Source organism: Echinimonas agarilytica, from assembly GCF_023703465.1.
GTDB lineage: Bacteria > Pseudomonadota > Gammaproteobacteria > Enterobacterales > Neiellaceae > Echinimonas > Echinimonas agarilytica.
Window position 1 is genome coordinate 1 of record NZ_JAMQGP010000011.1, and the last position, 21,584, is coordinate 21,584.

Here is a 21,584-nt window from a genome sequence, read left to right on the forward strand (position 1 = left end):
AGATTGTCTTGCTAAATTGTTAAAGAGCGTCGCTTCGGCGTTGCCGTTGCGGGAGGCGTATAATACGCTTCCGGTGGTTAGTGTCAAGCGATTCAATGAATCTTTTTTGCTAACCGATTTTCTTCACCGCTTCGGGCTGAAGCCTTAACTTCTAACGTTGCCGCCTTGCCCGTTTCAGTGAGGCGCATTATAGGGAACATTAAGATCCGATCAAGCCTTTTTCGATCATTTCGATCATTATTTTATAATTGATTATTTAACGCACAGAAACCGTCTAAATTGGTTAAATTAGCGCCATAAATTGCCTTCCTTCCGGAGTTTGATAAGTTATTCATAATGCCACGGCAGTATAGGAGTATAGGTCCCTCTCTATCGCTGTAACTCGATTTCAAATTCAAGGAGAGATACATGGAACTAAGTAGTCGATTAAGACATTACTTCAGATTTGCCATTTTGTTTGTGGAAAAAGCGCTGTTATTGTTCATTGCGCTAGCAACATTAGTTGCAATTGCTCTTGAGATACAACACGTCGTTGATGCGAAGACCGTTCATCTAAGTGACATCTTATTATTGTTTATTTATTTAGAAGTGCTGGCGATGTCGCGCCTTTACGTTGAACTGGGCCGTGTACCCGTGAGGTATCCAATCTATATTGCGATTATTGCTTTATCTAGATATCTAACACTCGCAACTAAAGAGATGGAAGCACTGAGTGTGTTTTGGATCGCGATGGCTATGCTAGTTATGGTCATTGCGACGCTAGGACTGCGAGTCGGCCATTTGTACTTACCTTATGACCGCGCGGGAGAGGACAACAAGCGATCGTAACTATTGGGCGACCTCTAAATAGCACGCACAAAAAAGCCGGGTCGTAACCCGGCTTTTTCTATTCAACGCTTTGCTTATTCTTCAGCAGCAGCTTCAGTTATTGCTTCTTCAGCAACTTCTGGGCGATCTACTAATTCAATATAAGCCATAGGTGCTTTATCACCGGCGCGGAAGCCACACTTCAAAATACGAGTGTAACCACCTGGACGCTCTTGATAACGCGGTCCCATTTCGTTAAACAATTTACCAACCACTTCTTTGTCGCGTGTGCGAGCAAAGGCTAGGCGACGGTTTGCAACGCTGTCTGTTTTAGACAGTGTGATCAATGGTTCGATCACTCGGCGCAACTCTTTGGCCTTAGGCAGGGTTGTCTTGATCACTTCATGACGTATCAGCGAGCATGCCATGTTACGAAACATAGCTTGGCGATGACTGCTGTTACGGTTAAGTTGACGACCACTCTTGCGATGGCGCATGATCTTATCCTTCTAACTCTAGTTACTTCGGAACCTGATTACTCACCATCAGAGATGCTAGCAGGTGGCCAGTTCTCTAGGCGCATGCCCAGAGACAAACCACGTGATGCCAAGACATCTTTGATTTCAGTGAGTGACTTTTTACCCAAGTTAGGGGTTTTAAGTAACTCAACTTCGGTGCGTTGAACCAGATCACCAATGTAGTGGATCGCTTCTGCCTTCAAACAGTTGGCAGAACGAACGGTTAGCTCCAGATCGTCGACAGGACGAAGCAGGATCGGATCGAATTCTGGTTTCTCTTCTTTCTGCTCTGGCTCGCTGATATCACGCAGCTCAACAAAGGCATCAAGTTGTTCGGCCAAAATGGTTGCTGAACGGCGAATCGCTTCTTCAGGATCCAAAGTGCCGTTAGTTTCCATATCGATCACCAGCTTATCCAAGTCAGTACGTTGCTCTACCCGAGCCGCTTCAACATTGTAAGCGATACGACGTACTGGACTGAACGAGGCATCAACGAGTAAACGGCCAATAGGACGCTCATCTTCGTCGTTGTCTACGCGCGCTGATACTGGTACGTATCCGCGACCACGTTCAACTGTGATGCTCATGCTGATTTCGCCTTCACCTGTCAATGTACAAATGACATGTTCAGGATTGACGACCTCGACATCACCGTCGTGGGTGATGTCGCCTGCGACTACAGGACCTGCACCGCTCTTGGACAAGGTCAGTACTGCTTTGTCTTTGCCGGCCATATTAACGGCCAAACCTTTAAGGTTAAGCAGGATTTCGATGATGTCTTCCAGCACACCTTCTTTTGTGCTGTATTCATGTTGTACACCATCTATTTCTACTTCAGTCACAGCCACACCTGGCATAGACGAAAGTAAAATACGACGAAGAGCGTTACCTAGGGTATGACCAAAACCACGTTCTAATGGTTCTAAAGTCACTTTGGCTCGAGAAGTAGAAACTTGCTCGATATCCACCAACCTAGGTTTGAGAAACTCGGTAACAGACCCCTGCATTTGTGTCCTCTCTTTGACTTAAGCGTTACGCTTTACTTCGAGTAAAGCTCGACGATCAGCTGTTCGTTAATGTCGGCTGACAAATCGCTACGCTCAGGATGGCGCTTATAAGTGCCTTCCATTTTGCCAGCATCCACTTCCAGCCAAGTCGGCTTTTCACGTTGTCCAGCCAGCTCAAGAGCAGCTTTGATACGTGCTTGTGTTTTAGCTTTTTCGCGAACGGTAATTACATCATCAACAGAAACTTTGAATGATGGGATGTTTACAACACCACCGTTAACCACGATAGCTTTATGACTAACTAACTGACGTGCTTCAGCACGAGTAGCAGCATAACCTAAGCGGTATACAACGTTATCAAGGCGACCTTCGAGTAATACTAATAGGTTTTCACCTGTATTACCTTTCAGGCGTGCAGCCTCTTTATAAAGGTTACGGAATTGCTTTTCGAGCACGCCATACATACGACGAACTTTTTGCTTTTCACGTAACTGAACACCGTAGTCAGACAAGCGTGGCTTACGCGCACCATGTTGACCAGGTGGATTGTCGATCTTGCACTTGGTGTCGATCGCTCGAACACCACTTTTTAAAAACAGATCAGTGCCTTCACGACGGCTAAGCTTGAGTTTTGGACCCAAATATCTTGCCATGTTCTTTCTCCAATATCCCTAAACGCTGCGTTATACGCGACGTTTTTTCGGTGGACGACAACCATTGTGAGGAATCGGCGTAACATCAACAATGTTGGTGATGCGGTAGCCGGCAGCGTTCAATGCACGGATCGCGGACTCACGTCCTGGACCTGGGCCTTTTACGAACACTTCTAAATTCTTCACGCCATAATCTTGTGCTGCAGTGCCTGCACGTTCAGCAGCTACCTGAGCAGCGAACGGTGTAGACTTACGCGAACCACGGAAGCCTGAGCCACCCGCAGTTGCCCATGACAGCGCATTACCTTGACGATCGGTAATAGTCACGATGGTGTTGTTGAAAGAAGCATGGATATGAGCCATGCCGTCAGGTATCTGCTTCTTGACGCGTTTACGCGCGCGAGTTGGTTGTTTAGCCATTGTTTATACCTTCCCGATTACTTTTTGATCGGCTTACGCGGACCCTTGCGGGTACGGGCGTTAGTCTTAGTACGCTGACCACGAAGTGGTAGGCTACGACGGTGGCGCATGCCACGGTAGCAACCCAGATCCATCAAACGTTTGATGTTCAGCGTTACTTCACGACGAAGGTCACCTTCAACGGTGTACTTAGCAACTTCTTCACGCAACGTATCGATCGTGGACTCATCCAGTTGACCGATTTTTGCATCTTCAGCAACGCCGGTGGCAGCACAAATGGCTTGCGCACGGGTCTTGCCTAGGCCGTAGATTGCGGTTAGCGCAACTACAGCGTGTTTATTGTCAGGGACGTTAATGCCGGCTATACGGGCCATCAACTGCACTCCTTTCTTTATAGGTCATCGATTTGAAAAGCCCGTAAGGATACTCAACCGATGCCCTGTTTGCAAATACGATTGACCTGCAAACAGCAGGTCAATCTCTTTAGATGCCGAATTAGCCTTGGCGTTGTTTGTGCTTAGGCTCATCGCAAATCACCCGGACAACGCCGCGGCGCTTGATGATTTTGCAATTCCGACAAATTTTCTTTACGGATGCGCGAACTTTCATTCTTTAACTCCGTTGAGTTACCAACAACATGGCCTTATCGGCCATAGTTCTTAAGGTTGGCTTTGCGAAGTACAGATTCATATTGACTTGACATCAAATGAGTCTGCACCTGGGCCATGAAATCCATGATGACAACAACAATAATGAGCAATGATGTTCCACCGAAGTAGAATTGCACATTCATGGTGATGAGCATGAACTCAGGAACCAGACAAACTAGTGTAATGTACAGTGCACCGGCCAAAGTGAGTCGAGTCATCACTTTGTCAATGTAGCGCGATGTTTGCTCTCCTGGGCGTATGCCTGGGATGAACGCTCCCGATTTCTTCAAGTTATCTGCCGTTTCACGCGGATTGAAAACCAATGCCGTGTAGAAAAAGCAGAAGAAGATAATCGCAGCAGCATAAAGCATTACATATAACGGCTGACCTGGCTGCAGTGTCATTGACACTTGCTGCAGAAATTCAGCCAACATTCCATCTCCAGAACCAAACCAGCTTGCAGCTGTGGCAGGGAACAGAATGATGCTTGAAGCAAAGATAGGTGGAATTACACCAGCCATATTTACTTTAAGCGGTAAATGCGTGCTTTGCTGAGCAAACACCTGACGGCCCTGCTGACGCTTAGCATAGTTCACTACGATGCGGCGCTGACCACGTTCAACGAACACTACAAAGAACGTCACGACGAAAACAATTGCGGTTATCAATAATAAGACAATCGCGTTCATTTCACCTTGACGAGCTTGTTCGATCGTTTGACCGATTGCCGAAGGCAACCCGGCAACAATGCCGGTAAAGATCAGGATAGAAATACCGTTTCCGATACCTCTCTCGGTGATTTGTTCACCGAGCCACATCAAGAACATTGTACCTGTGACCAAACTCACAACGGCTGTAAAGTAAAAACCGAAGCCTGGGTCTACAACCAAACCTGGCATCAGGTTTGGTAAGCCGGTGGCAATACCAACGGCTTGGAACGTACCAAGTACAAGCGTGAAGTAGCGGGTATACTGGCTAATCTTACGACGACCAGCTTCCCCATCTTTCTTCATTTCAGCTAGCGCTGGATGAACGACTGTTAACAGCTGCATGATAATCGACGCCGAAATGTACGGCATGATTCCTAATGCAAAAACAGACGCTCGCTCCAAAGCACCACCGGAAAACATATTAAACATTTCCACAATAGTGCCGCGCTGTTGGGCAAATAAGTCAGCGAGAACCGAGGCATCAATACCCGGGATCGGCACAAATGAGCCGGCCCGGAACACAAGGATGGCTCCCAACACAAACAGCAGACGGCTGCGTAATTCACCCAACCCGCCTTTCGTACTATTTAAGTCCAATCCTGGTGTAGCCATTGATCCCTATTCCTCGACTTTGCCGCCAGCTGCTTCAATTGCAGCCTGTGCACCCTTAGTTACAGCAATGCCTTTGACATTAACTGCTTTGTTCAGTTCACCTGAAAGCACGATCTTAACGATCTTAGTTGTGCCTTTAATCAAGTTAGCTGCGCGCAGAGCATTCATATCCACTACTTCTGCTTCTACTTTAGCCAGTTCATGTAGGCGAACCTCTTGACGTACCAACTGCTTACGTGAAGTGAAACCGAACTTAGGTAGACGCTGTTTCAAAGGCATTTGACCGCCTTCAAAACCTGGACGAACACTACCGCCAGAACGCGACTTCTGGCCTTTGTGACCACGGCCACCGGTCTTACCAAGACCAGAACCGATACCACGACCAACGCGCTTACCAGCAGTTTTTGAGCCAGCAGCAGGTGACAAATTATTTAAACGCATTATTCACCCTCCACTTTAACCATGTAGTAAACCTTGTTGATCATGCCGCGAACTGAAGGAGTATCTTCAACTTCAACGGTATGGCCAATGCGACGCAAACCTAGACCTGCCAGGGATGCTCTGTGCTTAGGTAAACGGCCGATAGAGCTTTTTACCTGAGTCACTTTTACTGTTTTTTTCGCCATGATGTCTTACCCCAGAATTTCTTCTACAGACAAGCCACGTTTAGCGGCGATTTGCTCAGGTGACTGCATGTTCACTAGAGCATCGATAGTTGCGCGAACGATGTTGATTGGGTTCGTAGAACCATAAGCTTTTGACAGTACGTTTTGTACGCCAGCCACTTCCAATACAGCACGCATTGCGCCACCGGCAATAATACCGGTACCTTCAGATGCAGGTTGCATATAAACGCGCGAACCTGTGTGACGACCTTTTACAGGGTGCCACAACGTGTTGCCATTTAATTCAACATTCTGCATGTTGCGACGGGCTTTCTCCATCGCTTTTTGGATAGCTGCAGGTACTTCGCGGGCTTTGCCGTAGCCAAAACCTACGCGACCTTTACCATCACCAACAACAGTCAAGGCTGTGAAACTGAAGATGCGACCACCTTTAACGGTTTTCGCTACACGGTTAACCGCGATTAATTTCTCCAGAAATTCGCCTTGTTGCAATTCAGCTTTTGCCATGATCGACTCCTTAGAACTGCAGACCGGCTTCGCGCGCTGCATCAGCAAGAGCAGCTACACGACCGTGATATTTAAAACCAGAGCGGTCAAACGCTACTGAAGAAACGTCTTTTGCTAAGCCGCGTTCTGCAATGGCTTTACCCACTGCTTTAGCTGCTTCGACGTTACCAGTAGATTTCAGTTCTTCGCCAATTGCTTTCTCAACTGTTGAGGCAGCAGCGATAACTTCTGAACCATTCGGCGCGATCAGTTGGGCGTAGATGTGCTGAGCTGTACGATGTACAACTAAGCGGGTAGCACCCAACTCTTGAATTTTTTTGCGAGCGCGAGTAGCACGACGCAAACGAGATGTTTTCTTGTCCATCGCAGTACCTTACTTCTTCTTAGCTTCTTTACGACGAACATGTTCGTCAGCGTAACGTACACCTTTGCCTTTATAAGGCTCTGGCTTACGATATGCGCGAATGTTTGCCGCAACTTGGCCAACCAACTGCTTATCAACGCCTTTCAGCACGATTTCAGTCTGGGATGGACACTCTGCCGAAACGCCTTCTGGTAATTCATGGTCAATTGGGTGTGAGAAGCCCAAAGCGAGGTTTACAACCTTACCTTTAGCCGCTGCACGGTAACCAACACCATTCAGTACCAATTTGCGTTCGAACCCTTGGCTAACACCAGTAACCATATTGTTTACCAGTGCGCGCGCAGTACCTGCCTGCGCCCAACTACCACTTACACCTTCACGACCAGCGAAAGTAACAGCATTATCTTCCTGCTTTACTTCAACTGCTGCGTTTACTGTGCGAGTCAGCGAGCCCTGAGCACCTTTTACGGTGATATCCTGGCCTTTAAGCGTAACTTCAACGCCGGCAGGGAGCTGAACAGGAGCTTTTGCTACACGAGACATTCTCTACCTCCGATTAAGCTACGTAGCCGATGATTTCACCGCCCATGCCTGCTTTACGAGCAGCACGGTCGGACATCACGCCTTTAGAAGTGGAAACGATAGAAACACCGAGACCAGCCAATACTTTAGGTAATTCACCTTTCTTCTTATAAATACGAAGACCAGGGCGACTTACGCGTTGGATGGTTTCAATAACTTCTTTGCCTTGGAAATATTTTAATTCTACTTCCAACTCTGCTTTAACATCGCTCGTTACTTGGTAACCAGAGATGTAGCCTTCTTCCTGAAGTAATTTCGCAATCGCTACTTTTACTTTTGAAGACGGCATTTTTACCGCAACTTTCTTGGCCGCCTGGCCGTTACGGATTCGAGTGAACATGTCCGCAATCGGATCTTGCATACTCATATCAATATACTCCCGTGAACGACTGGATTACCAAGACGCCTTGCGCAGGCCAGGAACTTCGCCGCGCATCGCTGCTTCACGCAATTTAATACGGCTTAAACCGAATTTGCGTAAGAATGCGTGCGGACGACCGGTAACACGACAACGGTTACGTTGACGTGATTTGCTACTGTCGCGAGGCAGAGCTTGCAGTTTCAAAACTGCATCCCAACGATCTTCTTCAGAAGTCGTAGGGTTAGCAATCAATGCTTTTAGTGCCTGACGCTTTTCAGCGTACTTGGCTACAAGTTTGGCGCGTTTAACTTCACGAGCCTTCATGGATTTCTTAGCCATAACCCTGTCCTTATTTGCGGAATGGGAAATTGAATGCGGCCAGCAGAGCGCGGCCTTCTTCGTCAGAACTTGCACCGGTAGTGATAGTAATATCCATACCGCGTACCTTATCAACCTTATCAAAGTCGATTTCTGGGAAGATGATTTGCTCGCGTACGCCCATACTGTAGTTGCCACGACCGTCGAACGACTTAGCGCTCACACCACGGAAGTCGCGAATACGAGGCATCGCAATACAAATTAAGCGCTCCAAGAATTCCCACATACGTTCGCCACGCAGGGTAACCTTGCAACCAATTGGGTAGCCTTCACGGATTTTAAAGCCAGCTACTGATTTGCGAGCTTTGGTTACTACAGGCTTTTGGCCTGTAATTGTTGCCATATCAGATACAGCATTTTCCAAAACTTTCTTATCAGTAAGAGCTTCACCAACACCCATATTGAGTGTGATTTTTTCAATCCGAGGGACTTGCATGATACTGCTGTAACCGAACTCTTTTTGAAGAGTTGGTACGACAGTCTCGTTGTAGTACTCATGCAGTTTCGCCATCGTAAATACTCCGAATTAGCTAATTACTTGATCATTCGATTTGAAGATACGTACTTTCTTGCCATCTTCAACTCGGAATCCAACACGATCTGCTTTGCCAGTTTCGGCGTTATAGATCGCAACATTTGAGATATGAAGCGGTGCTTCTTTCTCAATAATGCCACCCTCTACCTGTTGGTATGGGTTTGGCTTTTGGTGTTTCTTGACGAGGTTAACGCCTTTTACAACTACCTTGTTAGCTTCAACTAGAACTTGCTCGACTTCGCCGCGCTTGCCCTTGTCTTTACCTGCCAACACGATAATCTCATCGCCTTTGCGGATTTTCGCTGCCATTTTAGTTCTCCTTACAGTACTTCAGGAGCCAGTGAGACAATTTTCATGAACTTTTCATTACGAAGTTCACGTGTCACTGGACCGAAGATACGAGTACCGATCGGCGCATGGTTCGCGTTCAAAAGAACGGCTGCATTACGATCGAATTTAATCAGAGAACCATCCTGACGACGAACGCCCTTTCTGGTTCTAACTACAACAGCATTAAGGACTTCACCTTTCTTAACTTTGCCGCGTGGAATTGCTTCCTTTACGCTGACTTTGATGATGTCACCAATACCGGCATAGCGGCGGTGAGACCCACCGAGAACCTTAATACACATCACGCTGCGCGCGCCGCTGTTGTCGGCAACGTCCAGCAGGGTCTGCATCTGGATCATTTCAGTGCTCCGCTACTCTTAACTTAAAAGAAAAATTCATACTCTTCATGAGTACAAATCAGGACTCCCTTGTATCAAGGGCGCGGAATTATACCAACGTTTCTTGATAATGGATAGTCCAATAATAAAAAAGGCTCCCGAGGGAGCCTTTTATTCTCTAAAGCATTAATAAAATTAAGCTTTAGTAACCACTTCTACTAGCGTCCAAGACTTAGTCTTAGATAATGGACGGCATTCTTTAATGCTGACCACGTCACCAACAGAACATTGGTTAGTCTCATCGTGCACGTGCAGCTTAGTAGTACGCTTGATGTATTTCCCATAAATTGGGTGTTTCACCTTACGTTCAATCGCAACAGTAATGGACTTGTCCATCTTGTTACCGATTACTTTAGCTTGCAGCGTACGAATATTAGCTTCGCTCATTACGCACCTGCCTTTTCGTTCAGGATGGTTTTAACGCGCGCTATATCGCGACGCACGACTTTAAGCGTGTGAGTCTGAGCCAGCTGGCCAGTGCTCTTTTGCATGCGCAAGTTAAATTGCTCACGCAACAGCTCTAGCAATTCAGCATTCAGCTCTTCCACGCTTTTTTCACGCAGTTCACTCGCTTTCATTACATCACCGTCCGAATAACAAAGGTTGTTTTAATTGGAAGTTTACGTGATGCCAGCAAGAAAGCTTCGCGAGCTAACTCTTCTGGAACACCATCCATCTCATAAAGTACACGGCCAGGCTGAATTTGGGCGACCCAATATTCAACGTTACCTTTACCTTTACCTTGACGAACTTCCAACGGCTTTTCGGTAATTGGTTTATCAGGGAATACCCGAATCCAAATTTTACCTTGACGTTTTACGTGACGAGTCATCGCACGACGCGCAGCTTCAATCTGACGCGCTGTGATACGACCACGGCCGACCGCCTTCAAACCGTAAGAACCAAAGCTTACTTTACCACCGGCAATCGCAACACCACGGTTACGGCCTTTGTGCATCTTACGGAACTTAGTACGTTTCGGTTGTAGCATTGCTTACTCCTTACTTAGTACCTTTGCGGCCGCGTTTAGCTGGACGCGGGTTTTGCGCCTGCTTCTCGACCTGTTCCATACCACCAAGGACTTCACCTTTAAAGATCCATACCTTGATGCCGATGATGCCGTAAGTAGTCAAGGCTTCAGAAGTTGCGTAGTCAATGTCCGCACGCAATGTATGCAATGGAACACGACCTTCACGGTACCATTCTGTACGTGCAATTTCTGCACCGCCCAGACGGCCGCTTACTTCTACCTTGATGCCTTTGGCACCGAGACGCATAGCATTTTGTACCGCACGCTTCATAGCACGACGGAACATAACACGGCGCTCAAGTTGGCTAGCGATGCTATCGCCTACCAGTTGTGCGTCGAGTTCAGGCTTACGCACCTCTGAGATGTTGATTTGAGCAGGAGTGCCAGCCAATTTGGCGACCTTCTGACGCAATTTCTCAACATCTTCTCCTTTTTTACCAATCACAACACCTGGACGGGCAGTGTGAATGGTCACACGAATACTTTTCGCAGGACGTTCAATCTCAATGCGTGAGATTGAAGCGTTCTTCAATTCCTCAGTCAGGAATTTACGAACCAAGTAATCACTGTGTAGGTTATCCGCGTAATCGGCTTTGTTAGCAAACCATGTTGAATTCCATGGTTTAACAATGCCTAAACGGATACCGTTTGGATGTACTTTCTGACCCATTTACCTGTCTCCGTTAGCTGTCGGACACAACCACAGTAATGTGGCTGGTACGCTTCAGGATGCGGTCTGCACGACCTTTAGCACGCGGCATAATTCGCTTCATCGTTGGACCATCATCTACAAAGATTTTGGCAACTTTGAGCTCATCAATGTCTGCGCCTTGGTTGTGCTCGGCGTTTGCAATTGCTGACTCGAGAACTTTCTTAATCAGAACAGCAGTCTTCTTGGTGCTGTAGTTAAGAATGTCCAGCGCTGATGCTACAGATTCGCCGCGGATTTGATCCGCTACCAAGCGAGCTTTCTGCGCTGAGGTACTTGCAAACCGATGTTTAGCTAGTGCTTCCATCATTTACTCCTTAACGCTTCTTGGCTTTCTTATCAGCGATATGACCGCGATAAGTACGAGTCGGTGCAAATTCGCCCAGTTTATGACCGACCATTTCGTCAGTTACATAGACAGGAACGTGCTGGCGACCATTATGGACAGCGATGGTCAAACCAATCATATCTGGAATGATCATTGAGCGACGGGACCAGGTTTTCACTGGTTTTTTATCCCCGCTTTCCACCGCTTTCTCTACCTTCTTCAGCAAGTGCAGGTCAATAAAAGGACCTTTCTTGAGAGAACGTGGCATGGATATCTACCTCAGTTACTTAGAACGACGGCGAACAATGTACTTATCAGTACTCTTGTTCTTACGCGTCTTGAAGCCTTTAGTCGGAACACCCCATGGCGTCACAGGATGACGACCACCAGATGTACGACCTTCACCACCACCATGTGGGTGATCTACCGGGTTCATGGCTACACCACGAACTGTCGGACGAACACCGCGCCAGCGGGAGGCACCTGCTTTACCGAACTGCTGCAACATGTGCTCGGCATTACCTACTTCACCAAGTGTCGCACGACACTCAGCAAACACTTTACGCATTTCACCACTGCGTAAACGCAATGTAACGTAAGCGCCTTCACGGGCAATGATTTGCGCATATGCGCCAGCAGAACGAGCGACTTGAGCACCCTTGCCAGGTTTCAGTTCGATGTTGTGAACTGTAGAACCTACAGGGATGTTGCGAAGTGGCAACGTGTTACCAGCTTTGATCGGGGCGTCTGCACCAGATTGAATCTGGTCACCAGCTTGCATTCCTTTCGGAGCAATGATGTAACGACGCTCACCGTCTGCATACAGTACGAGTGCAATATTTGCACTACGGTTTGGATCGTATTCCAAGCGCTCAACTTTTGCTGGAATACCGTCTTTGTTGCGTTTGAAGTCAACAATACGGTAATGCTGCTTGTGACCACCACCAATGTGACGCACGGTAATGCGACCATTGTTGTTGCGGCCACCAGACTTAGACTTTTTATCCAGCAATGGGGCGTACGGCTTGCCTTTGTGAAGATCTTTATTAACGATCTTCACTACATGGCGACGACCCGGAGACGTTGGCTTACATTTTACAATAGCCATAATTCCTACTCCTCTTACTCAGCGCCGCCAACGAAATCAATTTCGCTGCCGTCTTTAAGAGTTACATAGGCTTTTTTCCAGTCGCTGCGACGGCCGAAACGGGCACCGGTGCGCTTGGTTTTGCCTTTAACGTTCGAAGTGCGAACGTCAGTGACTTCAACTTCGAACAGCTTCTCTACAGCAGCCTTGATCTCACGCTTATCAGCGTCATTGACAACTTTGAAAACAATCGTGTTGTTGTTTTCAGCTGACATTGTGCTCTTTTCAGAGACAACAGGTGCTAAGAGAACTTTAAGCAGACGTTCTTCACTGATCATGCCAGGCTCTCCTCAAGTTGTTTAACTGCTGCTGCAGTGATCAAAACTTTGTCAAAAGCGATCAAGCTCACTGGGTCAATGCCTGCGACGTCACGAACGTCTACCTTATAAAGGTTGCGGGCTGCCAGGAACAAGTTCTCATCAAGTGTGTCAGTAACAATCAGAACATCGTTCATTTCGTACTGCTTCAACTTGCTGACAAGTTCTTTAGTTTTTGGTGTTTCAACACCGAATTTTTCAACAACAATCAAGCGTTCTTGACGTACCAACTCAGAGAGTATGCTGCGAAGAGCACCACGATACATCTTTTTGTTCACTTTCTGGCTGTGGTCTTGTGGACGAGCTGCAAACGTCACACCACCGCTGCGCCAAATTGGGCTGCGGATAGTACCAGCACGAGCGCGGCCCGTACCTTTTTGACGCCATGGCTTCTTGCCACCACCGCTCACTTCTGAGCGAGTTTTTTGCTTAACAGTACCTTGGCGAGCCCCTGCACCGTAAGCGACAACAACCTGATGAACTAGCGCTTCATTATAGTCACGCCCGAAGATCGTAGGATTTACTTCAAGCGCGCTTTGAGCGTCTTTCAATACTAATTCCATCAACAATCTCCAGTTACGCTTTAACAGCAGGCTTGACGATTACATCGCCGCCTGTTGCACCAGGAACCGCACCTTTTACTAAGATGAGGTTACGGTCAGCGTCTACACGAACAACGTCCAATGATTGGACTGTTACGCGTTCATTACCCAAGTGACCAGCCATTTTTTTGCCTTTAAAGACTTTACCTGGTGATTGGTTTTGACCAATCGAACCATGTGCACGGTGGCTCAAAGAGTTACCGTGAGTGGCATCTTGAGTACTGAAATTCCAGCGTTTTACAACGCCAGCGAAGCCTTTACCTTTTGAGGTACCGGTCACGTCTACTTTTTTCGCTTCAGCGAGTAGATTAACAGTTAAGTCATTGCCTGTTTCCAGGTCAGAGCCTTCACCGTCTTCTAAGCGAAATTCCCACAAACCGCGTCCTGCTTCAACTTCTGCTTTCGCGAAGTGACCAGCACTTGGTTTAGTGACACGCGTGGCTTTTTTCGAGCCAGTTGTGACTTGAACTGCACGGTAACCGTCAGTTTCAAGAGTCTTCACCTGCGTAACACGGTTGGCTTCGACTTCAATAACCGTTACAGGTATTGAAACGCCATCTTCATTGAAGATGCGAGTCATACCTACTTTACGACCGACTAATCCGATAGCCATGGTTTACAAACCTCTTATCGTCATCTGCTTGGGGTTAACCCAAACTGATCTGAACATCAACACCCGCGGCAAGATCTAAACGCATCAACGCATCCACAGTCTTATCAGTAGGCTCAACAATGTCGACCATACGTTTGTGGGTACGAATCTCATATTGATCTCGTGCATCTTTGTTTACATGCGGCGAAGTCAAAATGGTATAACGCTCTTTGCGGGTTGGCAGCGGAATCGGACCACGTACCTGGGCACCCGTGCGCTTCGCCGTCTCTACGATCTCTGCAGTAGATTGATCGATAAGACGATGATCAAAAGCTTTTAGGCGGATACGGATTCTTTGGTTCTGCATCAGACCAACGCTCCAAAAATGTTTGACACACAAATACACAAAACCGCCCTACCTACTAATGAGGTGGTGGATGTGTATCACAATTCATTCAACTTCAAATCGAAGTTGCTGTATAAGGCGACTCAATTGTTCCGAGCCCCTTTTTATCCCCCACACAAGTGCGGGTGGAGGCGTATTATACACAATACGAGATACAGCGCAACCCCTATAGTTAGTTCAATTAAGTTCATGACAATTCAGCCACTCTGATGTTTACTAAGAGTGTGATTCGTGAGTGAAGTGTTAACCATATCGTTTATGTTGGAAATATTAGTCCTTGCCGTAGGCCTCAGCACCAACCCTGCGCTTACCGAGATTGAAACGCCAGACAAAACTGACGAGCAGCTCGAAGATGAGTGGGAAGCTGCGCTGGAGAAAAAACGCCCCTGTGAGGTCTCCGCGCAGGAAGACTACCCATGGTTTGATAAGGCCCACTTGTTGTTATCAGATTCTGTGTGCCAACAGGCACTATGGTTTGATAACTTCTTTGGTAGCGACGAACCAGGCGTAGAACAAGATCTCGCTTCGAGTTTGGTTCGCGTAAACATGCAGTACGTGGTGACCGAACGCGAGGCCGATCGGTTCCGCCCTAGGGTACTGGCAGCTATGTATCTGCCAAACACAGAAAAACGTTTGCAGCTTATTATCGAAGGCAATGATGAAAGCACCATTGGAGGCACCGGGGATAATGTATCCGACAGCAATACAGATAGAGGCTCCGCTGCTGTGCGATATAGTGCCTTTAGCATTGATAATTGGGATGTAAGCTTCGATGTAGGGGCAAATTTCAGTGGCGGTGTGTATACACGGGCCCGCGCGCGATTTTTTCACGCTTTCAATAAGAAGACTGTGGGTAAGTTCACCCAAGATTATACCGTGGAATCGAAAGACGGCTGGTATGAAACAAGTCGCTTTACCTTAGACCACTTCGCTGACTATAACACCGTGTACCGATTTTATAGCCAAGGTAAGTATGGTCGAGATACAGATGGCATGGAGTGGCGACTCACAGCCGCGCGCGTTGATCAAATCAGTAACCGGGCTGCGATAGCTTATTTTGCTACCGTTGAGGGTGCGTCTCGCGATCCAGTTGATGATCCTTCCGAAACATACAAAATTGGCTTTAACTTCCGTAAAAGCGTCTGGCGCCCTTGGTTTTTCTTTGAAATCGAACCCCAATTGACCTTCCCACGAAAATACAACTACAACACCAATGGCGTTCTGATTGCTGGCATTGAATTACAATTCGGTAAAAGTCGGCGCTCAAGTCAGAAGTATCAGCGGGTTGGATATTCTGATCCGTTTAAAGGCATCACATCAGATGGTCGCGAAGACACAGACGAAGAGATTGAAGGACCACCTGAACAAAGCAATTAAAAAAGCCGCTCAGAAGGCGGCCTTTATCATCACACGATGCGAACTCATTTAATCAGATAGCAAAGCAATCAGTTCTTTGGTTTTCGCTTCCATCAAAGCATGGTCAGCTCGACTTTCAACATTCAATCGAACCACAGGCTCAGTGTTAGACTTTCGAAGATTAAAGCGCCACTGACTAAACTCAATGCTAATACCATCCGTCCGATCAATCAGCTCTGCGTCTTTCTCATAGTGCGACAGCACGTTGGCAATCGATTGCTCTGGATTTGAAAGCTTTTGATTGATCTCACCGGAAGATGGGTAGGCTGCAATTCGTTGCTCGACCAAGGATGACAGGCTCGCCTCCTTCACACTGACCAATTCAGCAATTAACAACCAAGGGATCATGCCACTGTCACAATATGCAAAATCACGGAAATAGTGGTGCGCACTCATTTCTCCACCATATATTGCATCTTGCTCACGCATAATATCTTTAATAAATGCATGACCGGTTTTACTCATTACAGGAACGCCACCGGACTGATTGACCACGTCAATGGTATTCCAAGTAAGGCGAGGATCATGAATGATTTTGGAACCCGGCTTCTGCGCTAAAAATGCCGCAGCTAAGAGTCCTACAATGTAGTACCCCTCAATAAATTCGCCACGCTCGTCAAATAAGAAGCAGCGGTCGAAATCTCCGTCCCATGCAATCCCCATGTCGGCGCCATGTTCTTTAACGGCGTTAGCTGTCGAAGCTCGATTTTCAGGTAGCAGCGGATTAGGAATGCCGTTTGGAAACGTCGGATCAGGATCATTGAATATTTTAATCAGTGTCAGCGGTACATTTGCCGCGGCAAACTGACGTTCAATTTCATTGACGACATGGCCCGCGGCACCGTTACCCGCATTTACGACAAGCTTTAATGGTTTTAATTTAGCCGTATCAATGTAAGACATCAGGTGCTCAACATACGGCACTAATAAATCTTTTTGTTGATAACGACCTTTGGGGCGGTCGGACTCCAGCCTACCTTCACGCCAAGGAGCTTCGCCGGCAATGCGCTTAATATCCAACAGGCCGCTATCATTTCCAATGGGGCGACTACCTTTGGATACTAACTTCATGCCGTTGTAGTCAATAGGGTTGTGACTTGCCGTCACTTCAACACCGCCATCGATCCCAAGATGGGATGTAGCAAAATAAATTTCTTCAGTTCCTGCAAGGCCTAAATCGATGATGTGCGTACCTGCATCCATCAAGCCTTGGGCCAAGGCATTTTTTAATGCTTCGCTGGTTTCACGCGCGTCGCCACCAACAACCACAGTTTCTGGTTGTAAGAACTCTCCGTAGGCGCGCCCAATATCGTATGCTATATCTTCATTCAGTTGCGTACCGAGTTGCCCTCGGATGTCGTACGCTTTAAAACAGGTTAATTCTGCCATTCCGTTTACTCTATTCGTCCATAACGATCTTCAAATCGAACAATATCATCTTCGCCCAAATACGACCCTGATTGCACCTCAATCAACTCCAAAGGAACCATGCCTGGGTTTTCTAAAGCGTGCACAACACCCACAGGAATATAGGTCGATTCATTTTCTGTCACTAAAAATGTGCGCTCACCATTGGTCACTTTCGCTGTGCCGCTAACAACAATCCAATGTTCAGCGCGATGGTGGTGCATTTGTACTGAAAGCTTAGCACCCGGCTTGACTGTAATGCGTTTAACCTGATGGCGTTCACCATTATCGATGGAATCGTACATTCCCCAAGGACGGTAGACAAAACGCTGATGCAAATACTCACTTCGGCTTTGAGATTTAAGCTCGTTTACAATCGATTTAACATCTTGCACTTTATCTTTGGCAGCAACCAACACCGCATCTTTGGTTTCAACCACAATAACATCGTCTAGTCCAACTAACGCCACAAGCTTTTCTTGCGTATTCACATACGAATTATGCGAGTCATGTGTCATCACATCACCGCGGGTAACGTTGCCATGATTATCTTTCTGATTTACATCCCACAATGCTGACCACGATCCTACATCATTCCATTGGGCATCGAGCGGAATCACGACTGCATCAGACGTATGCTCCATCACAGCATAGTCAATTGAGTCGTCCGGGCATTTAACGAACTCTTCTTTGCTGATACGAATGAAATCTAAATCATGACTGACATCACTCATGGACGCTTTGCAGGCCTTGAGGATTTCGGGGCAATGCGTTTGCAGCTCTGAAAGGTAAGCGCCAACGGTGAACACGAACATACCGGAGTTCCAGAAGTAGTCACCACTGGCGAGGTATGCTTCGGCTGTTTCTAAGTTGGGTTTTTCTACAAACTCACCCACTGAGAACGCTTCACCGTGAGTTGCTCCTGCTTTGATATATCCGTAGCCAGTTTCTGGGCCGGTTGGAACAATACCAAAAGTGACTAACTTACCTTGCTCGGCCATAGGCGTTGCCTTGGCAATAGCGGCATGAAATGCCTCGACATCTTCAATCACATGATCAGCAGCAAGAACCAACATCACGGCTTCGTCGCCTTCGCTTTTCTGCAATGCCAATGCCGCGAGCGCAACTGCAGGCGCAGTATTACGGCCATCGGGCTCTAGAATAACGGGACCAAGTTGACCAATTTGACTCAACTGTTCTGCGACGATGAATCGGTGGTCTTCATTTGAAATGACAACAGGTTTGTTATTCGTCACCCCATCTAAACGGGCGACAGTTTCCTGCAACATGGTCTGTTCACCATGTAGAGACAAAAATTGTTTAGGGTAATGTTTACGAGATAGAGGCCACAGTCGGCTGCCACTGCCACCGGCCATAATAACGGGATGAATCATAATTGTGTCTCAAACGTCCTTGGGTCATGTCCGCTTTTCAATCGCGGGTATGTTTGTATTGTCCCCGATATTGATATATATGCAATAGACGCTCGTATAGTTTGATATCTATTCGTATGACAAATTGATCAAACTGTGTCGGTGGTTTATTGGCAATAATGAATTTTTATGCAATTGTAAGTCAGTTGTTAATCTTTCACCGAAGCCAAGTTATTATGTTGTTTAAGCAAAGCCTTATCGGTCTTTTGACCCTAGTTGTATCTGCGCCATTGATGGCAGCCGGCGTGGCCTATCATATATCAGATTTAGAAGATTCTAATTATGGCGGAGTCTCTGGCTCCATTGCATTCAGTGCAGGCCACGATGATAACGTGTCGAATCTAGAAAATGATGAAATCAGCAGCACATCATATCGTGTTGAACCTCAAGCCAGTGTTGCATTAAAACGCGAACACACCCGCTTTGGTATCAACTACCACTCCTATGCCGGTTGGTATCAAGACAATTCAGACGATGACTACTGGGACAATGCTATTCAACTCTATGCACATCACGAGTTTAGCGCTCGCCATAAACTGATTGCGCGTTACCAATACAAGCATGGTCATATCGAGCGAGGTTTAGGCGTTTCAGAAGGGCAACAAGATAGCTACCCGCGTCCTCCAAAATTCGACGACCACTACGGGTATTTTGAATATCAGTTTGGTGTGAAGGACGCCTTATTCAATCTAGATCTGCACCTACGTGTTGAAGACTTTGAATACACTAATTTTAAAGAACGCCTCAAAACCAGTAATTATGAAGTCCTCGAATACGGTGGCACTGCGTATATTCGGGTCAGTCCAGCAACTAAATTGACTTTCGACGGTTTTCGAGAAGACATCGATTACAAATATACTCCGGCTGGCGCTGTCACTCGCGATAATCACAAATATGGTGCGCTCGCAGGGATGACCTGGGACTTGACCGCTCGAACATCCGGTTTTGCCAAAGCCGGTTACGAGAAAAAAGAATTCGACCGCCCTGACATTGATAGCTACGACGGGTTCAGTTGGGATTTAGGTGTGAACTGGGAGCTCAAAAGCTATTCGGTATTTACATTATCCAGTAGTAAACGTGCAATGGAGCCTGATCTTGACGGAGATGTTGTGGACCGCGAGAGCATTCGCCTGCGCTGGACTCATGACTGGAATGACAAAGTCAATACAGAATTGGCAGGAGGATATTCAAACGAAGATTTTGAAGGAACTGCTGATAACCGTGTCGATAAGGTAACTGAGAGTTACGCTTCAATAGGTTACGACTACACTAATTGGCTGACATTGCAAATGAGTTGGAAGTACCGCAATGTGGATTCCAATCGTGATTTAATTTCTCACGACAAAAATGTGATTTTATTCTCAACGATTTTCTCACTTTAAATCATTCATGCCATTTTGCCTTTGAGGGTCGATCGTGTTCGGCCCTTTCAATTACCCCTTTATTTTTTAAATAGCAGACACAAAAAAGGCCGCCGAAGCGACCTTGTTCAGTGTTTTTAAAACCGTTAATTACTCAACGATTTTAGCAACAACACCAGCACCTACTGTACGACCGCCTTCGCGAATCGCAAAACGTAGACCTTCGTCCATCGCGATTGGGTTGATCAACTCAACTACCATCTTGATGTTATCACCTGGCATCACCATCTCTACGCCTTCTGGCAATTCGATAGTACCTGTGATGTCCGTTGTACGGAAGTAGAACTGTGGACGGTAGCCTTTGAAGAATGGCGTGTGACGACCACCTTCATCTTTAGACAACACGTATACTTCTGATTCGAACTTCGTGTGTGGAGTGATTGAGCCTGGCTTCGCCAATACTTGACCACGTTGTACGTCATCACGCTTAGTACCACGCAACAACACACCACAGTTCTCACCCGCACGACCTTCGTCAAGAAGCTTACGGAACATCTCTACACCAGTACAAGTCGTTGTCGTTGTGTCTTTAACACCTACGATTTCAACTTCATCACCAACTGTGATAATACCGCGCTCTACACGACCGGTAACCACTGTACCACGGCCTGAGATTGAGAATACGTCTTCGATTGGCAACAAGAATGGCTTGTCGATATCACGCTCTGGCTCTGGAATGTATGAATCCAACGCTTCCGCCAATTCTACAATCTTGTCTTCGTATTCTTTTTCGCCTTCCAACGCTTTAAGCGCTGAACCTTGAATCACTGGCAAATCGTCGCCTGGGAAATCGTATTCTGAAAGAAGTTCACGAACTTCCATCTCTACCAATTCCAACAACTCTTCGTCATCTACCATGTCACATTTGTTCATGAATACGATGATGAAAGGTACGCCAACCTGACGTGACAACAAGATGTGCTCACGTGTTTGTGGCATTGGGCCGTCTGTAGACGCTACAACTAAGATTGCACCGTCCATTTGAGCAGCACCTGTAATCATGTTTTTCACATAATCGGCGTGACCAGGGCAATCTACGTGCGCGTAGTGACGACTTGGAGTGTCATACTCAACGTGAGAAGTTGCAATCGTGATACCACGCTCGCGCTCTTCTGGTGCGTTATCGATTTGGTCAAATGCACGCGCTTCACCACCGTATACTTTTGCAAGTACGTTTGTGATTGCTGCCGTCAACGTTGTTTTACCATGGTCAACGTGACCAATAGTGCCCACGTTTACGTGCGGTTTATTACGTTCAAATTTTTCTTTAGCCACTTTCGTATACCTTTAGTTAAAAAGTCCGGTCGGAATCAAATGA

Annotated in this window: 34 protein-coding genes; 3 read left to right on the forward strand and 31 right to left on the reverse strand. The window is 46.9% G+C overall.

Annotation, left to right across the window (positions count from 1 at the left end; translation table 11 throughout):
• Positions 1-408: 408 nt before the first annotated feature.
• Positions 409-828, forward strand: coding sequence for a phosphate-starvation-inducible protein PsiE (locus NAF29_RS17305; RefSeq protein ID WP_251262892.1), 420 nt, complete (start codon positions 409-411; stop codon positions 826-828).
• A gap of 74 nt (positions 829-902) precedes the next feature.
• Here NAF29_RS17305 and rplQ read toward each other — a convergent pair whose 3' ends face one another.
• The 28 genes from rplQ to rpsJ all read right to left on the reverse strand — a co-directional run bounded on the left by rplQ (position 903) and on the right by rpsJ (position 14,550).
• A complete protein-coding gene (gene rplQ, locus NAF29_RS17310) occupies positions 903-1,304 on the reverse strand; it encodes a 50S ribosomal protein L17 (RefSeq protein ID WP_251262893.1) in 402 nt (133 codons plus the stop codon).
• 38 nt (positions 1,305-1,342) lie between these two features.
• Positions 1,343-2,332, reverse strand: a complete 990-nt coding sequence (locus tag NAF29_RS17315) for a DNA-directed RNA polymerase subunit alpha (protein ID WP_251262894.1) — start codon at positions 2,330-2,332, stop codon at positions 1,343-1,345.
• A gap of 32 nt (positions 2,333-2,364) precedes the next feature.
• Positions 2,365-2,985, reverse strand: a complete 621-nt coding sequence (gene rpsD, locus NAF29_RS17320) for a 30S ribosomal protein S4 (protein WP_251262895.1) — start codon at positions 2,983-2,985, stop codon at positions 2,365-2,367.
• Positions 2,986-3,015: 30 nt separating this feature from the next.
• Complete coding sequence (gene rpsK / locus NAF29_RS17325; protein WP_251262896.1) at positions 3,016-3,405, reverse strand: 30S ribosomal protein S11; 390 nt, start codon at positions 3,403-3,405, stop codon at positions 3,016-3,018.
• A gap of 17 nt (positions 3,406-3,422) precedes the next feature.
• A complete protein-coding gene (gene rpsM / locus NAF29_RS17330; RefSeq protein WP_251262897.1) occupies positions 3,423-3,779 on the reverse strand; it encodes a 30S ribosomal protein S13 in 357 nt (118 codons plus the stop codon).
• Between the two features lie 121 nt (positions 3,780-3,900).
• Positions 3,901-4,014 carry a 50S ribosomal protein L36 gene (rpmJ, locus tag NAF29_RS17335; RefSeq protein WP_251262898.1) on the reverse strand — a complete coding sequence of 38 codons (114 nt, stop codon included), beginning with the start codon at positions 4,012-4,014 and terminating at the stop codon, positions 3,901-3,903.
• Between the two features lie 34 nt (positions 4,015-4,048).
• Positions 4,049-5,377, reverse strand: coding sequence for a preprotein translocase subunit SecY (gene secY / locus NAF29_RS17340; RefSeq protein WP_251262899.1), 1,329 nt, complete (start codon positions 5,375-5,377; stop codon positions 4,049-4,051).
• 6 nt (positions 5,378-5,383) lie between these two features.
• Positions 5,384-5,818 carry a 50S ribosomal protein L15 gene (gene rplO, locus NAF29_RS17345; RefSeq protein ID WP_251262900.1) on the reverse strand — a complete coding sequence of 145 codons (435 nt, stop codon included), beginning with the start codon at positions 5,816-5,818 and terminating at the stop codon, positions 5,384-5,386.
• Complete coding sequence (gene rpmD / locus NAF29_RS17350; RefSeq protein ID WP_251262901.1) at positions 5,818-6,003, reverse strand: 50S ribosomal protein L30; 186 nt, start codon at positions 6,001-6,003, stop codon at positions 5,818-5,820. Before rpmD ends, rplO begins: the two co-directional genes overlap by 1 nt.
• A gap of 6 nt (positions 6,004-6,009) precedes the next feature.
• Complete coding sequence (rpsE, locus tag NAF29_RS17355; protein WP_251262902.1) at positions 6,010-6,510, reverse strand: 30S ribosomal protein S5; 501 nt, start codon at positions 6,508-6,510, stop codon at positions 6,010-6,012.
• A 10-nt stretch (positions 6,511-6,520) separates the two neighbouring features.
• A complete protein-coding gene (rplR, locus tag NAF29_RS17360) occupies positions 6,521-6,874 on the reverse strand; it encodes a 50S ribosomal protein L18 (RefSeq protein ID WP_251262903.1) in 354 nt (117 codons plus the stop codon).
• 9 nt (positions 6,875-6,883) lie between these two features.
• A complete protein-coding gene (gene rplF / locus NAF29_RS17365) occupies positions 6,884-7,417 on the reverse strand; it encodes a 50S ribosomal protein L6 (RefSeq protein ID WP_251262904.1) in 534 nt (177 codons plus the stop codon).
• Between the two features lie 13 nt (positions 7,418-7,430).
• A complete protein-coding gene (gene rpsH / locus NAF29_RS17370) occupies positions 7,431-7,823 on the reverse strand; it encodes a 30S ribosomal protein S8 (protein ID WP_251262905.1) in 393 nt (130 codons plus the stop codon).
• Between the two features lie 27 nt (positions 7,824-7,850).
• Positions 7,851-8,156: a 30S ribosomal protein S14 gene (rpsN, locus tag NAF29_RS17375; RefSeq protein ID WP_251262906.1), complete on the reverse strand. Its 306-nt coding sequence runs from the start codon at positions 8,154-8,156 to the stop codon at positions 7,851-7,853.
• A 10-nt stretch (positions 8,157-8,166) separates the two neighbouring features.
• Complete coding sequence (gene rplE, locus NAF29_RS17380; protein ID WP_251262907.1) at positions 8,167-8,706, reverse strand: 50S ribosomal protein L5; 540 nt, start codon at positions 8,704-8,706, stop codon at positions 8,167-8,169.
• Positions 8,707-8,721: 15 nt separating this feature from the next.
• The gene (gene rplX, locus NAF29_RS17385) at positions 8,722-9,039 is read right to left on the reverse strand and encodes a 50S ribosomal protein L24 (RefSeq protein ID WP_251262908.1); all 318 of its coding nucleotides are present in this window, start codon (positions 9,037-9,039) and stop codon (positions 8,722-8,724) included.
• 11 nt (positions 9,040-9,050) lie between these two features.
• Positions 9,051-9,419 carry a 50S ribosomal protein L14 gene (rplN, locus tag NAF29_RS17390; protein ID WP_251262909.1) on the reverse strand — a complete coding sequence of 123 codons (369 nt, stop codon included), beginning with the start codon at positions 9,417-9,419 and terminating at the stop codon, positions 9,051-9,053.
• Positions 9,420-9,593: 174 nt separating this feature from the next.
• Positions 9,594-9,845 carry a 30S ribosomal protein S17 gene (rpsQ, locus tag NAF29_RS17395; protein ID WP_251262910.1) on the reverse strand — a complete coding sequence of 84 codons (252 nt, stop codon included), beginning with the start codon at positions 9,843-9,845 and terminating at the stop codon, positions 9,594-9,596.
• Positions 9,845-10,036, reverse strand: a complete 192-nt coding sequence (rpmC, locus tag NAF29_RS17400; RefSeq protein WP_251262911.1) for a 50S ribosomal protein L29 — start codon at positions 10,034-10,036, stop codon at positions 9,845-9,847. The genes rpsQ and rpmC overlap by 1 nt, the downstream gene beginning before the upstream one ends.
• Positions 10,036-10,449 (reverse strand): 50S ribosomal protein L16, encoded by a 414-nt coding sequence (gene rplP, locus NAF29_RS17405; protein WP_251262912.1) that lies wholly within the window; start codon positions 10,447-10,449, stop codon positions 10,036-10,038. Before rplP ends, rpmC begins: the two co-directional genes overlap by 1 nt.
• Positions 10,450-10,459: 10 nt before the next feature.
• Entirely contained in the window at positions 10,460-11,158 is a 699-nt protein-coding gene (gene rpsC, locus NAF29_RS17410) for a 30S ribosomal protein S3 (RefSeq protein WP_251262913.1), read from the reverse strand.
• A gap of 13 nt (positions 11,159-11,171) precedes the next feature.
• Entirely contained in the window at positions 11,172-11,504 is a 333-nt protein-coding gene (gene rplV / locus NAF29_RS17415; protein WP_251263002.1) for a 50S ribosomal protein L22, read from the reverse strand.
• Positions 11,505-11,514: 10 nt separating this feature from the next.
• Positions 11,515-11,793: a 30S ribosomal protein S19 gene (rpsS, locus tag NAF29_RS17420; RefSeq protein WP_220104357.1), complete on the reverse strand. Its 279-nt coding sequence runs from the start codon at positions 11,791-11,793 to the stop codon at positions 11,515-11,517.
• Between the two features lie 15 nt (positions 11,794-11,808).
• A complete protein-coding gene (gene rplB, locus NAF29_RS17425; RefSeq protein ID WP_251262914.1) occupies positions 11,809-12,633 on the reverse strand; it encodes a 50S ribosomal protein L2 in 825 nt (274 codons plus the stop codon).
• Between the two features lie 14 nt (positions 12,634-12,647).
• Entirely contained in the window at positions 12,648-12,950 is a 303-nt protein-coding gene (gene rplW / locus NAF29_RS17430) for a 50S ribosomal protein L23 (protein ID WP_251262915.1), read from the reverse strand.
• Positions 12,947-13,552 (reverse strand): 50S ribosomal protein L4, encoded by a 606-nt coding sequence (gene rplD, locus NAF29_RS17435; protein WP_251262916.1) that lies wholly within the window; start codon positions 13,550-13,552, stop codon positions 12,947-12,949. Before rplD ends, rplW begins: the two co-directional genes overlap by 4 nt.
• 13 nt (positions 13,553-13,565) lie before the next feature.
• Positions 13,566-14,204, reverse strand: a complete 639-nt coding sequence (gene rplC / locus NAF29_RS17440; protein ID WP_251262917.1) for a 50S ribosomal protein L3 — start codon at positions 14,202-14,204, stop codon at positions 13,566-13,568.
• A gap of 34 nt (positions 14,205-14,238) precedes the next feature.
• A complete protein-coding gene (rpsJ, locus tag NAF29_RS17445) occupies positions 14,239-14,550 on the reverse strand; it encodes a 30S ribosomal protein S10 (protein ID WP_251262918.1) in 312 nt (103 codons plus the stop codon).
• 270 nt (positions 14,551-14,820) lie between these two features.
• Between rpsJ and NAF29_RS17450 the strand changes: the two genes are divergently transcribed.
• Positions 14,821-15,966: a hypothetical protein gene (locus NAF29_RS17450; protein ID WP_251262919.1), complete on the forward strand. Its 1,146-nt coding sequence runs from the start codon at positions 14,821-14,823 to the stop codon at positions 15,964-15,966.
• 48 nt (positions 15,967-16,014) lie between these two features.
• Here the strand turns inward: NAF29_RS17450 and NAF29_RS17455 are convergent, their stop codons facing one another.
• Entirely contained in the window at positions 16,015-17,394 is a 1,380-nt protein-coding gene (locus tag NAF29_RS17455; protein ID WP_251262920.1) for a phosphohexomutase domain-containing protein, read from the reverse strand.
• A gap of 5 nt (positions 17,395-17,399) precedes the next feature.
• Positions 17,400-18,806, reverse strand: a complete 1,407-nt coding sequence (locus NAF29_RS17460) for a mannose-1-phosphate guanylyltransferase/mannose-6-phosphate isomerase (protein ID WP_251262921.1) — start codon at positions 18,804-18,806, stop codon at positions 17,400-17,402.
• Positions 18,807-19,021: 215 nt separating this feature from the next.
• On the opposite strand from NAF29_RS17460, the gene NAF29_RS17465 reads away from it, so the two are divergent.
• Positions 19,022-20,227: an outer membrane beta-barrel protein gene (locus NAF29_RS17465; RefSeq protein ID WP_251262922.1), complete on the forward strand. Its 1,206-nt coding sequence runs from the start codon at positions 19,022-19,024 to the stop codon at positions 20,225-20,227.
• Positions 20,228-20,356: 129 nt separating this feature from the next.
• Here the strand turns inward: NAF29_RS17465 and tuf are convergent, their stop codons facing one another.
• Positions 20,357-21,541, reverse strand: coding sequence for an elongation factor Tu (gene tuf / locus NAF29_RS17470; RefSeq protein WP_251262923.1), 1,185 nt, complete (start codon positions 21,539-21,541; stop codon positions 20,357-20,359).
• Between the last annotated feature and the right edge of the window lie 43 nt (positions 21,542-21,584).